The sequence below is a fragment of the Paraglaciecola sp. genome (assembly GCF_030730205.1).
Taxonomy (GTDB): domain Bacteria; phylum Pseudomonadota; class Gammaproteobacteria; order Enterobacterales; family Alteromonadaceae; genus Paraglaciecola.
Genome location: NZ_JANQVQ010000074.1, coordinates 103,495 through 117,487 on the forward strand (window position 1 = coordinate 103,495; position 13,993 = coordinate 117,487).

General features: G+C 40.4%; 16 protein-coding genes. 10 read left to right on the forward strand and 6 right to left on the reverse strand.

The window, feature by feature from the left end; translation table 11 throughout:
* The first annotated feature begins 1 nt into the window (after position 1).
* Genes NWQ57_RS06635 through NWQ57_RS06645 form a run of 3 tightly spaced genes read left to right on the forward strand, consistent with a single transcriptional unit; the run spans position 2 to position 3,089 of the window.
* On the forward strand, positions 2–1,036 hold the full coding sequence (locus NWQ57_RS06635; protein WP_306021352.1) for a succinylglutamate desuccinylase/aspartoacylase family protein: 1,035 nt from the start codon (positions 2–4) through the stop codon (positions 1,034–1,036).
* 18 nt (positions 1,037–1,054) lie between these two features.
* Positions 1,055–1,507 carry a RimK/LysX family protein gene (locus NWQ57_RS06640; protein WP_306021353.1) on the forward strand — a complete coding sequence of 151 codons (453 nt, stop codon included), beginning with the start codon at positions 1,055–1,057 and terminating at the stop codon, positions 1,505–1,507.
* A gap of 22 nt (positions 1,508–1,529) precedes the next feature.
* Positions 1,530–3,089 (forward strand): bifunctional GNAT family N-acetyltransferase/carbon-nitrogen hydrolase family protein, encoded by a 1,560-nt coding sequence (locus tag NWQ57_RS06645; RefSeq protein ID WP_306021354.1) that lies wholly within the window; start codon positions 1,530–1,532, stop codon positions 3,087–3,089.
* Between the two features lie 122 nt (positions 3,090–3,211).
* On the opposite strand, the gene NWQ57_RS06650 is transcribed toward NWQ57_RS06645, so the two are convergent.
* The 6 genes from NWQ57_RS06650 to NWQ57_RS06675 all read right to left on the reverse strand — a co-directional run bounded on the left by NWQ57_RS06650 (position 3,212) and on the right by NWQ57_RS06675 (position 6,776).
* Positions 3,212–3,430 carry a helix-turn-helix transcriptional regulator gene (locus tag NWQ57_RS06650; RefSeq protein ID WP_306021355.1) on the reverse strand — a complete coding sequence of 73 codons (219 nt, stop codon included), beginning with the start codon at positions 3,428–3,430 and terminating at the stop codon, positions 3,212–3,214.
* Position 3,431: 1 nt separating this feature from the next.
* Positions 3,432–3,902, reverse strand: coding sequence for a hypothetical protein (locus tag NWQ57_RS06655; protein WP_306021356.1), 471 nt, complete (start codon positions 3,900–3,902; stop codon positions 3,432–3,434).
* Positions 3,903–4,008: 106 nt separating this feature from the next.
* On the reverse strand, positions 4,009–4,446 hold the full coding sequence (locus NWQ57_RS06660) for a nucleoside deaminase (RefSeq protein ID WP_306021357.1): 438 nt from the start codon (positions 4,444–4,446) through the stop codon (positions 4,009–4,011).
* 71 nt (positions 4,447–4,517) lie between these two features.
* Positions 4,518–5,708: an ABC transporter substrate-binding protein gene (locus NWQ57_RS06665; RefSeq protein WP_306021358.1), complete on the reverse strand. Its 1,191-nt coding sequence runs from the start codon at positions 5,706–5,708 to the stop codon at positions 4,518–4,520.
* Positions 5,709–5,812: 104 nt separating this feature from the next.
* Complete coding sequence (locus NWQ57_RS06670; protein ID WP_306021359.1) at positions 5,813–6,205, reverse strand: GNAT family N-acetyltransferase; 393 nt, start codon at positions 6,203–6,205, stop codon at positions 5,813–5,815.
* 85 nt (positions 6,206–6,290) lie between these two features.
* Positions 6,291–6,776 carry a MarR family winged helix-turn-helix transcriptional regulator gene (locus tag NWQ57_RS06675; RefSeq protein ID WP_306021360.1) on the reverse strand — a complete coding sequence of 162 codons (486 nt, stop codon included), beginning with the start codon at positions 6,774–6,776 and terminating at the stop codon, positions 6,291–6,293.
* Between the two features lie 157 nt (positions 6,777–6,933).
* On the opposite strand from NWQ57_RS06675, the gene NWQ57_RS06680 reads away from it, so the two are divergent.
* The 7 genes from NWQ57_RS06680 (at position 6,934) to NWQ57_RS06710 (ending at position 13,973) form a co-directional block, all read left to right on the forward strand.
* Complete coding sequence (locus tag NWQ57_RS06680) at positions 6,934–7,683, forward strand: phosphatase (protein WP_306021361.1); 750 nt, start codon at positions 6,934–6,936, stop codon at positions 7,681–7,683.
* A 544-nt stretch (positions 7,684–8,227) separates the two neighbouring features.
* Positions 8,228–8,623: a DUF3718 domain-containing protein gene (locus NWQ57_RS06685; RefSeq protein ID WP_306021362.1), complete on the forward strand. Its 396-nt coding sequence runs from the start codon at positions 8,228–8,230 to the stop codon at positions 8,621–8,623.
* A 168-nt stretch (positions 8,624–8,791) separates the two neighbouring features.
* Positions 8,792–9,193, forward strand: a complete 402-nt coding sequence (locus tag NWQ57_RS06690) for a MerR family transcriptional regulator (protein ID WP_306021363.1) — start codon at positions 8,792–8,794, stop codon at positions 9,191–9,193.
* Position 9,194: 1 nt separating this feature from the next.
* Positions 9,195–10,229 (forward strand): SO_0444 family Cu/Zn efflux transporter, encoded by a 1,035-nt coding sequence (locus tag NWQ57_RS06695; RefSeq protein WP_306021364.1) that lies wholly within the window; start codon positions 9,195–9,197, stop codon positions 10,227–10,229.
* A gap of 189 nt (positions 10,230–10,418) precedes the next feature.
* A complete protein-coding gene (locus NWQ57_RS06700; protein WP_306021365.1) occupies positions 10,419–11,201 on the forward strand; it encodes a RhlG family 3-oxoacyl-ACP reductase in 783 nt (260 codons plus the stop codon).
* 204 nt (positions 11,202–11,405) lie between these two features.
* Positions 11,406–13,010, forward strand: coding sequence for a bifunctional diguanylate cyclase/phosphodiesterase (locus tag NWQ57_RS06705; protein ID WP_306021366.1), 1,605 nt, complete (start codon positions 11,406–11,408; stop codon positions 13,008–13,010).
* A gap of 198 nt (positions 13,011–13,208) precedes the next feature.
* On the forward strand, positions 13,209–13,973 hold the full coding sequence (locus NWQ57_RS06710; RefSeq protein ID WP_306021367.1) for an ABC transporter substrate-binding protein: 765 nt from the start codon (positions 13,209–13,211) through the stop codon (positions 13,971–13,973).
* Positions 13,974–13,993 lie beyond the last annotated feature (20 nt).

Consider the following 13,993-nt stretch of genomic DNA (forward strand, 5'->3'; position numbering starts at 1 on the left):
TTTGACAGTAAACAAATTAATCATCGCAGGCGTTGAGATTCTACCTGGTGAGTCTAAGCAGATTCAGTTGCCCACACCACGTTTGTTCACCGATAACAAAATTCCGATTCCTGTGCATGTGCACAGGGGAAAGCGACCTGGTCCTACTTTATTTGTCAGCGCTGCAATTCACGGTGACGAGTTAAATGGTATCGAAATTGTCGCTCGATTATTGAAAAGTAAGGCCATACAGCGCTTGCGCGGTACGCTCATTGCTGTGCCCATGGTTAATGTTTACGGTGTTTTAAACCAAAGTCGCTATTTGCCTGACCGGCGCGATCTCAATCGCTCTTTCCCCGGCTCGGCCAAGGGCTCGTTGGCAGGCCGGATAGCTCATTTATTTTTAACTGAAATTGTATCTAAATGCGATTACGGAATAGATCTTCATACTGGCGCCATTCATCGCAGCAATCTACCGCAAATTCGAGGGGACTTTGCTGACGAAACAACACTAGCCATGGCCAAGTCATTTGGTTTACCTGTATTACTGAATACTGATATTCGCGAAGGCTCACTGCGCCAATGCGCTGCAGATATGGGCGTCAACGTGATTTTATACGAAGCCGGTGAAGCCCTACGGTACGACGAAATGTCGATTCGAGCCGGTTTGAAGGGGGTTATCAATGTGATGCGTGAAGTGGGTATGTTGAACAAACGAAAATCCAGTAAAGAACACAGTATTCAACCTTTTATTGCCCGTCAAAGTGGCTGGGTGAGGGCTTCTGAAAGTGGCTTTGTAAACCACGTCGCACAATTAGGTGATCACGTGCAAAAAGGTGATGTATTGGCCCTAATATCAGACCCTTATGGCAATGAATTGGCCAAAATATTAGCACCAGCTCAGGGGGTAATTGTAGGTAAACAAAATATTCCACTAACCCAAACCGGCGAGGCAATGTATCACGTGGCATATTTTAAGCAGCCTGACTCAGTCGCTGTTGGCCTTGAGTTGTTACAAGATAATCTGGACTTAGCGGAACAGACAATAGTATTGTAAAAATCAAAGAGGGAAATAATGAACGTACTCGGAAATAAACACGTAGTCGGCTCGTTAGAGTTATGTGACTTACCCGAACTGAGTATCAATGATCTAAATGTGAGAGTTGATACCGGCGCAACCACCTCGTCTTTGCATGTTGATAATATTGATGAATTTGAGCGGGATGGTGAATCTTGGGTGAGTTTTGATATTCATCCAGATATTCATCAAGTCAGTAAAATTGTACGCAGAGAAGTCAAGGTTGCCGATGTCAGAAAAGTAAAAAGCTCAACTGCAACACGAGAAAAACGCTTCGTTATTACCACCACGATAGTCATGGCTAAGATGAAATGGCCCATTCAACTTACCCTAACAGACCGGTCAGAAATGAGTTATCTGATGTTATTAGGCAGAGAGGCCATGCAAGGACGCTTAGTTGTGGATCCCGAATTCGAATACTTACTTACCAAAAATAAAACAAATTCATAATCGTTTCTGAGGAAAAATTTTAATGCAAAAAGAGAATGAACAAACTTCCGCCAAGGAAGAGCCGCAACATAGTTTTGAGCTCAGATATTTAGAAATCAGTGATTATCCCGACGTCAAAGAGCTGATGGATACGGTTTATAAAAAAGTGGGTGGTGCTTGGCCCCTTAAAAAATATCAAGCGATGTTAAACATGTTCCCTACCGGGCAAATCTGTATTCAAGATAAAGGAAAAGTCATTGCTTGCGCTTTTTCTGTCATTGTTGATTATGATAAGTTTGGCGACAAGCATACCTATGATGAGATTACCGGTGATGCTTATTTGACCACCCATGATCCCAAAGGCGATGTGTTGTACGGTGTAGACGTATTCGTATCACCTGAGTACAGAGGATTACGAGTGGGTCGTCGTTTGTATGAAGGCAGAAGAGAGTTGTGTAAAAACCTCAACCTTAAATCAATCATGGCCGGTGGTCGTATCCCTAATTATCGCCAACATGCCAAAGACATGACGCCTTATGAATATATTGAAGCGGTAAAATCAAAAGACTTATTTGATCCTATTTTGACTTTTCAGCTGTCCAACGGATTTGAAGTTAAACAGATATTAAAAGCATATTTGCCCGAAGATAAAGACTCAATGGGTTATGCAACCTTGTTACAGTGGCACAATATTTATTATGACCCAGAAGAGCAAAAGCTGTTTGGTGGTCACAGAAATACAGCGCGTATCGGTTGTGTACAATGGCAGATGCGTTACTTCGAAGATGTACCCGCGTTATTGCAGCAGGCTGAATATTTTGTAGACGCCTTGTCTGATTACAAATGTGACGTTGCACTCTTCCCAGAGTTTTTTAATGCCCCATTAATGGGTATAAAACCGGCAGAGTCTTCGATTGACGCGATCTGGAATTTAGCAGCCTACACAGATGAAATTTTGACTGAAATGTCACGTCTAGCGGTGTCATACAATATCAATATTATTGCCGGTTCAATGCCAGTGATTGAAGACGATGAGTTATTCAATATCAGTTATTTATGTCATCGCAGTGGCGAAATTGAGAGCCAATACAAGTTGCACCCAACGCCGCACGAAAAACGTGATTGGATTATGCGCGGCGGAAACAAGCTGCAAGCTTTCGATACGGACTTTGGCAAAATTGGTATTTTGATTTGTTATGATGTTGAATTTCCTGAGTTAGGTAGATTGTTATCCGAGCAAGATATAAAAGTGTTATTTGTTCCGTTTTGGACAGATACCAAAAATGGCTATTTACGAGTTCGTCGCTGTGCGCAAGCTCGGGCAATCGAGAACGAATGTTACGTCGCGATTGCGGGTAGTGTGGGTAATCTACCGAAGGTTGATAACGTTGATATTCAGTACGGACAGTCGGCTGTTTTCTCTCCCTCTGATTTTGCATTTCCTCATGATGCGATTGTTTCAGAGACAACGCCTAACACAGAGATGACGCTTATCGTTGACCTTGATTTTGATAAATTAACTCAACTTGAAAACGAGGGTTCGGTTCGAAATTATTTAGACAGACGTCGGGATTTATACCGCGTTGAATGGATTGGGGATTAGTAGTAAGTAAATACTTGCTTACCCTTTAATATCAATAAAATAACCCACTATGCAGTGGGTTATTTTTTATTTGATGTTTAAGCAGAATAAATACCCAAAAAGGTAAGCCGATAAACGCCCTATTATTTCGGGTGATATTGAAAAACTTCTTCGATCGATTGACCAAATATTTCGGCAATTTTAAACGCTAATTCTAATGTTGGTGAATACTTACTTTTTTCGATAGCCATGATAGTTTGACGAGTAACCCCCACCAGTTCTGCCAATTCTTGTTGTGTCATTTCATTGGCAAAAAAACGCAGTTCTCGGATCTTGTTACTAATGGGTAAGTCGACTGCCATGTTAGCGACCTCGACGATAATAAAATATCAAACTGATAAAACGTGCAACTTCAGCCAAGATAAAACTGAGTAATAAGATGTGCGCTGTTAACATCGGAATTTGAATCGAATTTAGCTCAGCAGTAAAACTAGGATTGTATTCAACGATGACAATTCGACCTAAGGTAACAAATACCCCTATCACCAAAACGACATAACTAATACGATGGCTTTTATCGTTAAAAATTTTATCTCGTTCGTCGTTGCCTAAGTTTGCTTCGCGGTGATGAGACACGGCCAACAAAGATTGAAAAATAATTTCTAGCATAACAATGATAGTGATGATTTTAATCGCAAGAGATAGAGCGTTGTCCAACGCTACTTCTACAGGCAAGCCAACCAAACCAAGAATGCCATAAAAGTAATAGCCAAATACCCCTATCGTACTGATGAGCGAGACCCAAGTGCTTTTTTCTTTTAACGACATGTCCATGACTTCATCTTTTTATCAATGATACTATTGAAGGTAATGTAATATGGACTTGATGTTAAATAAAGCTAACATTAAGTACGGTTAATTTGTCATTTGGTTTGCTTTATTACTCACCAATGTCTTCATTCCACAGCTCAGGTTTATCACTAATAAATTGTTTCATCAGCTCGATACACTCAGCGTTATTTTCAACTTGAACCTTAATTCCTCTTGATTGCAATAAGGCTTCTTCACCTAAAAACGTGATGTTTTCACCCACAACCACATGAGGAATGCCATACAACATAATCGCCCCAGAACACATTGAGCAAGGCGATAAAGTGGTATAAATGATGGATTCTTTATAGACTGAAGCAGCTTGGCGGCCCGCATTTTCTAGGGCGTCCATTTCGCCGTGAAGTGTAGGGCTACCGGACTGAACTCTGCGATTATGGCCTCTGCCAATAATGCGCCCTTTATGCACGAGCACTGAACCAATAGGAATGCCACCTTCTGCTAAGCCAAGTTTGGCTTCATCAATAGCCGCTTGCATAAACTTATCCATTACTTTTCTCCTGGGGTATTGCTTAGTCGTATTGCTCTTATTTGCGGCTTCACATTAGCAGCGTTGATGAATTAGGGAAATACTTCAAACCTAACTTTTTCAAGTTGGATGAGGGTAGATTCGATATCAGGTTTACTTAAAAAAGCATCGATGATTGGCATTGTTTTTTCAGCAAATTCGCTTTTGGCATCCCTATCAAAAAATTGTGAAATACCGGAAGAGTTAGCAATAACATCATAGGCTTTTTGGACAAGTTCGGAGTTGTTCACCTGAGCAAATTTATTGGGTGAGATGATGCCCAGTGTCTGGTTAAAGCGCTGCTGATTTTCACTTTTAGACGCAAATTTTAAAAACGTTTCTGCGAGCTGTTTTTTGTCGCTTATGCTCGGGATAAGTAATACATCCAAAGGCACTTCTTCAAAATACTCATCTTGTTTTCCGTCAAATAAAGGAAATTTGAAAAAACCTATTTCGGTTGATTTAGCTTGGGGAAAATCTTGAATAGCGTAGTTGCCGAACATCACCATGCCCGTCATACCACGGAATAACGGAGCGATACCCTGTTTCCAGTCATATTGTTGATGATCACTAATAAAGTATCCGGCCTCTATTAATGTCTTTAATTTAGTAAAAACATCTCTGACTTTTGGCTCTAAAAAGGACGTTTCACCCCTTAAGAGTTGCTGATGATAATAGAGGCCGTTAATTCGTAAATTGAGGTAGTCAAACCATGCGGTAGCTGGCCAATTGCTTTTGGAACCAATAAAGATAGGCGGCACATTATTCTTTTTTAATGCCGCGCATACCTCTAAAAACTCCGTCCAGGTGTTAGGAGCTTCTATGCCTAATTTGGTAAATAAAGCCGTATTGTAATAAAAACCAATCTGATAATAAGACATGGGTAAGGCATAAATTTCAGCTTGTAATGAAACTGACCTGACAACGGATTGATCAAATACTTCTAATAACGCGTTCTGATGATAGAGTTCGGTTATCGCAGTAACCTCTCCCTGTTTAATGTATTCAAAAAGCCGTTCTCCAGCATGCCAATAAAGCACATCAAAATGTTTATTAGCCAAAAAAGTAGGGAATTTCTCTTTATATACTTCACTGGTAAAAGCCGTAACAGATACGTTGATGTCAGGGTAGGCCGCTTCAAAATCTGATATTAAAGCGTAATTTGCCATGCGTTGTGCGCTGTTAGAAATAGACAACGCAATCCTCAATTCTTTAGGAAATACGTCAGCACAAAAGATGAACAAGAATAAAACCATGGAGTAACGAATAACAAATTACCTCTATTGAATTCGCACAGATACATTATCTATTGCTTGCTACACTGTCAAAATTTATTAACAAAACAAGATCAATTTTTTGCTATGTGCTTCATGGCGACATTGCATCTTTGGTAAGCTTTACCGTATTTTTCCATTATTTGAGTGTCATGAACAAAACCATTTTTTTCGTATAAATGAATAGCCGCCTCACATTTGCTGTTTGTTAATAAAAACAGCTGATTAAATGCGATAGCTTTAGCCTGATGCAGGATATGTTGCAATAATAATTCACCAACCTTTGCACCTCGAGCTTTTTCTAATACACCCATCTTGGTTAACTCAAACACACCCTCGGCTTTTTTGTATAGCGCGCCGGTTCCGACTACGCCTAAAGCTGGGTGCTCGGCAAACCATATGAAGCCTCCTGGCTCAATAACATACTGTTGTGGGTGGTTGAGCACCTCTTTATCGATATCCTCCATGACAAACATCTTTTCAATCCATTGCTGATTGATTTGTTGAAAGTAAGGGGCAAGCTCTGGGGTGAAAGGGTGGAAAATTAAAGGTTCAGAGATTGGCATCGTAAGCCTCAATAGTTCGTTGTTTCAGTGTCTTTTTTTTCATCGCGTTTTCGCATTTTTGCAGTGCCAAATATAAATCACTACCCTCTTCTTGGCTTATTTCTTTGGCTGCTGTCTGCACTGCCTGCCAAATAGGTAGCATCGTCTGTACTGTTGTCATGCCAAGTTCACTGAGCGAAATAATTCTACGTCTAGCGTCTTTATGACAGATCTCGATGTTGATTAAATCCCGTTGCGATAGTTGTTGGCAGAATTGAGTAATAGCGGGTTGTGAAATTCCCAGAGCGCTTGCCGCCTCAACGACGCTGATTGGTTGCTGCTTATGCAATAAAGCAAGCATAGTAAACCATCTAGGTTGCACGTCTAAACCAAAATGCTCATATATTTCAGCTGCTTCACTTATAAAGCGCTCGCTTAATCGCTTGAGTCGACTTCCTAGTGCTAACTCATTTAATTCATCAAAGAAATCCATGTTTGTGCTCACATTAAGTAGATAAGTATTTATATAATCACTTATGTTATTTTGCAAATGCAATTTTATAAAGTAATAAGATCTTAATTTAACCAAAGCTTTAAAAGCTTGATAAAGTAAGTCATCAAACGACAGTCTGTTTAATATCGAGGGCATTATGAAAATTTTAGTGGATACTCACGCCCACACAGTGGCTAGCACTCATGCTTATAGTACCGTAGCTGAATATTTTCAGCAGGCAAAATTGAAAGGCTTGGAAATGTTTTCAATTACCGATCATGGTCCACAAATGCCTGACTCTCCGCATCCATGGCACTTTGGTAATCGCCATGTCTTACCAAGAATGGTTGATGATGTGGTGATGTTACGAGGAATTGAAGCGAATATTATGCCCGAAAAAGGCGGTTTAGATATTCCTACCGGACTTCATCCTTATCTAGATTTTGCCATTGCAAGTTTTCACGAGCCAGTTTTTGCGCCATTAAATAAAAAAGCGCATACCGCGGCAGTAATAACAACTTTTGAAACGGGTCAATGCCAAATATTAGGACACCCAGGAAACCCCAACTTTCCGATAGACTATTCTGAAGTGATACGAGCCGCAAAAGACAATAATGTCCTCATTGAAATTAATAACAGCTCATTTTCTTACTCTCGCCAGGGGAGTGAACCTAATTGTTCAAAAATTTTGGAGCTGGTGGATCAGCTTGACTGGAAAGTCGTTTTTGCCAGCGATGCCCATGTTGCCTTTGATGTGGGTAACTGCGACCGTTCAGTCGCTACAGCGGTAAAAATTGGCTTTCCGTATGAACGAATTACCAATCGGAATGCCCGTAGCTTTTTAGCGTTTTTAGCTGAACATAATAAAGCTGTCACTATGGAGCTGAGTAATTGGGTAAATAGCTAACAGTGTTGTTTATTGACGACAGAATATGGCTTGCTCATACGATACCTTTTATATTTTTAAACTAATTATCAATTAAAACAGTTGATTACATAAATGGCACGACTATAGCTAATGACTAAAAATACCCAAGAAAGGTTTTTAGAGAAGAAGTGAGAGGCCATCGTTATGTTGTTTATTTTATGTGGAATGATTGCAGTTACCTTATTGGCCGTGTTTAAACGGACACATTTTACAAAAAGTCTATTAAGTGCAGCCGTTACCTCCATGTGTTATCTCAGTGTAGCGATTTTTATTGTGGTAACGTTTATTCATGCGTTAAAAAAGTCATTAAAATAGGCACCACATGTGCACGCTTGTCTGCTATTTGCGTCACTAAAATTTGGTAAGTTATCCTATTTAGGCAGCATTATTTTGTAACAGGTCAGCGGTATCTTGCATTACTTATAAAATTAAATACCTGTGTATAGGTGTGGTTATATTTTAATCAATTAATTTGGATTCTAATGCGCGAGTTGAAATTCACCCCATATCTCGTAGGTACCCCATGTTGAAAATAATGAAAGTGTCGATGTTAATGAGTGTTGTCTCTTTGGCTTTTAGTCATGCGGTATATGCTGACATTAACGCCGATCTACAAAATATCTGCACTATTGTTAAAGCAGATGACAAAGACGAATTACGCAAAAAAATGAAGAAAGTAGAAAGTGATCATAAATTAAAGTTACAAGATTATTACTCGGGTATTTCATGTAGCGGCGAAAGCTTAATTCGTACAGCTTTACTGAACAATGCGGTGGAGTCAGGCACGTTGATGATCAAAAAAATGCCAAAAAATCAGCTGTCCTCACCTGAATCTGACGGTAAAACGCTCAGTGACTGGGTTGCTGAGAAAGGTCTAACTGGCTCACCCATTGCATTAGAATTGAACGCTCGTATCTAGAAATAACCTGCGTTTTAAGTATTTTGCTAAGGCCTCTTGTAGAGGCCTTTTTTATATGACTCTATTAAGCTCGACTGCCGAGATATCGATGTTTTAAAATGCTTGACCTTCGAGCATACTCTAAGGTTTATGATGGTCTTCACAAAAACGCTATCAGTGTAAAAAGTAATGAAAATTAGTGAGCTTGCTAAAAAAGTCGGGATAAGTGCCCATACCTTACGATATTACGAAAAGGCAGGTTTATTGAGCCCTTCTCAACGAAATCAAAATAATTACCGTGAATACACGCAAGAAGATGTTGCTACAACTAAGTTTATTTTAGCCTGTAAAGAAAGTGGTTTTAGTTTGGCTGAAACCAGCGCCCTCTTAGCGATTAAAGATAACAAAGATCAGCATGCTTGTGCTGAAGCAAAGTTAATTACGCGCAATAAAATAGAAGAAATCTCTCAACAAATAAGCCAATTAAAAAACATGCAAACGACCTTAATTGACCTCGAGAAATATTGTTGCGGAGGCCCTGAAAGTGCTGAATTTTGTACGATTATTTCTACGTTAGAAGGAGATAGTTAAGATGTTTGTCGAAAATTTTGTTCAGCTTTTTATTGAGTCAGCACCTTATCTACTGTTGGGTATGCTAATTGCGGGAATAATTCACCAGTGTGTACCTCCTCGTCTGATTGAAAAGGTGCTGGGTGAAAAAGGCTCCGTGTTTAACGCTGCTATTATTGGCGCACCGTTACCACTTTGTTCTTGTTCAGTCATCCCGGTTGCTATGGGCATACGTCGTAGTGGGGCAAGCAAGGCCAGCACTGCCAGTTTTTTAGTCGCGACCCCAGAAACAGGTGTTGATTCAATCGGCATTACTTATGCGTTGATGGGACCGGTAATGGCTATTGCTAGACCTATTGCCGCTATATGTTCAGCTATTGTTGCTGGCATGATGATCCAATGGTTTGGTGTCTCAGACACTCGGCCAGTTAAAAAGGTAGAGCCTCAAAAAAGTAGTTCATGTTGCAGTAATAAGCCGCCCGCAAAACCGACTAAATGGGAGCAGCTGAAGTCGGTATTTACCTTTGGTTTTGGTCAATTATTGCGTGACTTTATGGTGTGGTTACTAATTGGATTATTTTTTGCTGCCGCAGTGACGACATTTGTACCCGCTGGTTTTTTAGCACAATATGGTCAAGGCGTTTTAGCAATGTTAGTGGTGGTGTTGATTTCAATCCCTATGTACGTTTGTGCAACTGCTTCCACTCCTATCGCTGTAGGGCTTTTATTATCGGGGATTACGCCGGGTGCCGCGCTTGTTTTCATGTTAACTGGACCTGCAACGAATATCGCCACTTTGATGGTAATTCGAAAAGAGTTAGGTAATCGAGAGCTGGTCTTATATTTAGCCAGTATCGTGGTGAGTGCCTTAGCCGCTGGCCTCATATTAGATTACCTGTTTGAGCTGTTTTCATGGCAGTTACAATTGAATATGGGCGAACACAGTGAAATGGTCAGCACTTTGTATCAGTTTAGTGCCGTTGTCTTAGCCGGCCTTATTTTATACCAGCTATACAAACGCTGGATGCCATCACAAAAAGCCTGTTGCGAACATTAAATGGAGTGGTTTGTGCTCACTGAAACTCTCTCAGCCAGCTAATTTGTTTGGCTTTGAGTGCATTTAAACGGCTAGCAAGGCCGGGAATGTGAAGTGTATAAGCGACGGGCAGGCTGACATATCACGTTAATAAATAGCGCAATTAAGTTATCTTTTGTTAGTCTAAAAAGCTCAAAAGGAGAGGCTGGTATGATCGATACGTTATTTTCTATGCAGGACAAAGTTTGTCTGGTTACAGGCGGTTCACGGGGTTTAGGAGCCTATATTGCTCAAGGTTTTTTGCAAGCCGGTGCAAAACGGGTTTACATTACCGCTCGAAAAGCCGAAGCCTGTATGACTGCTGCACAAGAGTTAAGCCAGTTTGGTGAGTGTATTGCGTTGCCTGGTGATATTGGCACTGCTGAGGGCTTAACGCAGCTAGTCGAACAACTTCAGCAACGTGAAACTCACCTCGATGTATTGGTGAATAACGCGGGCACTGCGTGGGGAGCACCATTTGGACAGTTTCCAGAGAAGGGATGGGATAAGGTCATGGACTTGAACGTAAAAAGTCCTTTCTTTTTAACCCAAGCCTTAAGCCCTTTATTAGCAAAAAATGCGTCGACAAACGATACCTCATCAGTCATTAATATTGGCTCAATAGCGGGTATTGTTGGCAATGGCCTAGATAATTTTAGTTATGCTATTTCTAAAACCGCTATTCATCAAGCAACACGCATACTAGCGAATGAACTGGCAGCAGCTCATATTCGGGTTAACGCCATTGCTCCCGGACGTTTTTATTCTAAAATGACCGAGTTTTTAAGTGAAGATAAGGCTGCGTTTGAGGAGGAATTGCAAACGATTCCTATGCGCCGTTGGGGTAAAGCGAGTGATATAGCGGGGGTTGCAATCATGCTTGCCAGTCAGGCGGGGGGATTTATCACTGGCCAAATAATTCCGGTAGATGGCGGTACTACCTTGGTAAACTAAGAGCTGACTCACTTCATTTAACCATGTTTTTGTTCAAATATTGCGCATGTTAGGCACTTGGTTTAAGTAAAATTGAGTGGGCTAACTAGTCTGCTCTGTTTTTGCTATTGCTTCTTTCAAATCTCGACTACATTACTTCTACTACGCTTTATTAGCCTGTCGTTAATAAAGCATAAATAGAGCCCGAAGTAAGAGGTTGCCCCTGTGTTGCATGTGTTTGCTTTGTCGATAATTTTGCTTGGTACTATTTTGTTATTGTTCAGCCTTGGTCCGGTTAACCATATTTATAAGACAGATAATAACGCAGGGTGGCGTGTGCTGCGGGCTTTAGTCCTGTTTTTTATTGCGGGTTATCTTGGCGTTTCTTATTACTTTTTTCTGCAGTCGAGCCTTAATGCTGCCGATGTGATGGTTTCTACCATTATGTTTGCTGGAGCCTGTTTCGTTGCTTTAGTGGTTCGCTTTAGTTTATCCAGCTTAAATAAACTTGAACAATCTGCTGCCGCTGAGCGTAGTAATGCCTTACACGATAGCTTGACGGGTTTGCCCAATCGAAAGTTTTTGATGGATTGCTTACAGGAGCACATCGATGCACGACAGTACTTTAGTCTTTTAATCCTGGATCTTAATCGATTTAAACAAATAAATGATGCATTAGGGCATTATGTTGGCGATTTATTATTGATTCGAGTTGGACAAAAACTTAAGCAAGCGCTTCCCTCTGATATACAGCTCTTTCGTCTTGGTGGCGATGAATTTGCCATTGTTTCAACGAAAGATGAAAGTGCGCATACCCGCCACATTGTTGATATTATTCATCATAGCTTAGAAACAACCTTTGAAATTGAAGATTACGAATTAAGTGTCAGTGCCAGTATTGGGGTAACCCATTTCCCTGAGAATGGTCAATCTATCGGCGTGTTGTTGCAGCAAGGCGATCTTGCGATGTATGCCAGTAAAAAACACTCAAATTTATATACTGAATACGATGAAAGTTTGGAAAGTGGGGCCGCAGAAAAAGTCCATATTGCCGCTCAATTAAAAGAGGCAATCTCCTTAGAAAAATTTGAATTGTGGTATCAACCTATCATTGACCTTTCAACGAATAGTATCCACGGAGCAGAGGCTTTACTTCGTTGGCCACAAGCAGACGGTAGCTATATTGCACCAGATAAATTTATTAAAGTTGCGGAGCAAAGTGCACTCATCAATCGCATTACTGAGTGGGTTATGCAGCGAGTGTCTGAAGATATCGAATCCTTTAGCGGATCTGGCTTAGAACTTTGTATTCATATCAATTTATCTGTTAAAGACTTACAGGATCCAATGATTGTGTCTAAGGTACGTAAGGTGTTGACAAAACATGCCATGAAAGACCATAAATTGATGTTAGAAGTGACCGAGAGCGCCATGATGACTGATATTGCTCAGGTCAAAAATACTATGCAGCAAATTTCAGAAGCTGGTTTAGTGTTTAGTATTGATGATTTTGGTACAGGTTATTCTTCTCTAGCCTTGTTACGAGATCTTCCGGTAGGACAAATCAAAATCGACCGCTCCTTTATTCGCAATATTGCCAACAGTAATGCTGATCTCGCCATTGTTAAATCAACGATTTATTTAGCTCAAAATCTTGGCTGCAACATTGTTGCCGAAGGCGTTGAAGACGCAGAAACCGCAAATTTGTTAACAGATTTAGGTTGTGATTTTGTCCAAGGTTATTACTACAGCAAGCCACAGCGAAGAGATGACTTTGTTTACTTCGTGCAACAATATGACCAGCAGAGCGCAGTATTGTTAGTAAAATGATAAGTTAAGCCTTATGAAGCAACACCGCTAGCTCTGCTCTTTTCTTATCCTCATAAGCTTTACACCATAAATGTTATTAACCCGTGTTAGTTAATTTATGCTTTAACTATATGCAGATTTAGGGTACATCTAGCTATTTCTTGATTTCTAAAACCATATACTTTTACGCTATGCCAAACAACACAAGGCAACTTGATTTTGAAATACTATTTTAGCGCTTGCTTGGGTTCTGCATTGTTGATTATTGGCGATGTATTTGCTACACGCCTTACTATAGTTACGGAACATTTAGCACCCTTCCAAATCGTTGATAAAACGTCTATCAGCGGACTCTCTACCGAAATAGTAGAGGCAACGCTTCGAGCCTCTCCTTATCAATATACAATCGATGTTCACCCATGGTCATTAGCCTTTAAACGTGCGGTTCAAGAACACAATACCTGTATATATTCCTTAGCTCGTTTACCAATCCGTGAAACTCAATTTCAATGGATTGGCCACATTGCGAGCGCCACTAGTTCGTTTTACTCCTTAAAGCGGCGCAAAGACATTCCTCTGGCTAGTGTTGAAGATGCCAAAAAATTTAGAACCGCGGTTATTCAAGACGACGTCACTCATCAATTTTTACTATCAAAAGGGTTTGAAGAAAACAGTAATCTCTATGCGACGAGTAACTATGATTCCTTGTTGACTTTATTAGAGGTTCCCAGCCGCAATATAGATTTAGTGATCATTAATGATGATTTAATTCGCTATCGTTTGAAGCGCAGTGAAGAGATTCAACAATATCAAAATTTACTTGAAATTGATGAGCTTCAGTTAGATTTTCACCTAGCCTGCAGTATTGATACTGACCGAGACATAGTAGAAACCTTAAGTGCCTCAATGCAGGATTTAGAACAAAACGGCACACTGCCCAATATCCGCAACAATTGGCGATCTAAGTTGGTGGAACAGCCTTGAGACTCCAAATAGTGGCTATT

What these genes read in the sequence shown, in the direction of transcription:
- NWQ57_RS06640 (WP_306021353.1), top strand. Translation starts at nt 1,055, where the DNA reads ATGAACGTACTCGGAAATAAACACGTAGTCGGCTCGTTAGAGTTATGT.
- NWQ57_RS06645 (WP_306021354.1), top strand. Translation starts at nt 1,530, where the DNA reads ATGCAAAAAGAGAATGAACAAACTTCCGCCAAGGAAGAGCCGCAACAT.
- NWQ57_RS06650 (WP_306021355.1), bottom strand. Translation starts at nt 3,430, where the DNA reads ATGGCAGTCGACTTACCCATTAGTAACAAGATCCGAGAACTGCGTTTT.
- NWQ57_RS06655 (WP_306021356.1), bottom strand. Translation starts at nt 3,902, where the DNA reads ATGGACATGTCGTTAAAAGAAAAAAGCACTTGGGTCTCGCTCATCAGT.
- NWQ57_RS06660 (WP_306021357.1), bottom strand. Translation starts at nt 4,446, where the DNA reads ATGGATAAGTTTATGCAAGCGGCTATTGATGAAGCCAAACTTGGCTTA.
- NWQ57_RS06670 (WP_306021359.1), bottom strand. Translation starts at nt 6,205, where the DNA reads ATGGAGGATATCGATAAAGAGGTGCTCAACCACCCACAACAGTATGTT.
- NWQ57_RS06675 (WP_306021360.1), bottom strand. Translation starts at nt 6,776, where the DNA reads ATGGATTTCTTTGATGAATTAAATGAGTTAGCACTAGGAAGTCGACTC.
- NWQ57_RS06680 (WP_306021361.1), top strand. Translation starts at nt 6,934, where the DNA reads ATGAAAATTTTAGTGGATACTCACGCCCACACAGTGGCTAGCACTCAT.
- NWQ57_RS06685 (WP_306021362.1), top strand. Translation starts at nt 8,228, where the DNA reads ATGTTGAAAATAATGAAAGTGTCGATGTTAATGAGTGTTGTCTCTTTG.
- NWQ57_RS06690 (WP_306021363.1), top strand. Translation starts at nt 8,792, where the DNA reads ATGAAAATTAGTGAGCTTGCTAAAAAAGTCGGGATAAGTGCCCATACC.
- NWQ57_RS06695 (WP_306021364.1), top strand. Translation starts at nt 9,195, where the DNA reads ATGTTTGTCGAAAATTTTGTTCAGCTTTTTATTGAGTCAGCACCTTAT.
- NWQ57_RS06700 (WP_306021365.1), top strand. Translation starts at nt 10,419, where the DNA reads ATGATCGATACGTTATTTTCTATGCAGGACAAAGTTTGTCTGGTTACA.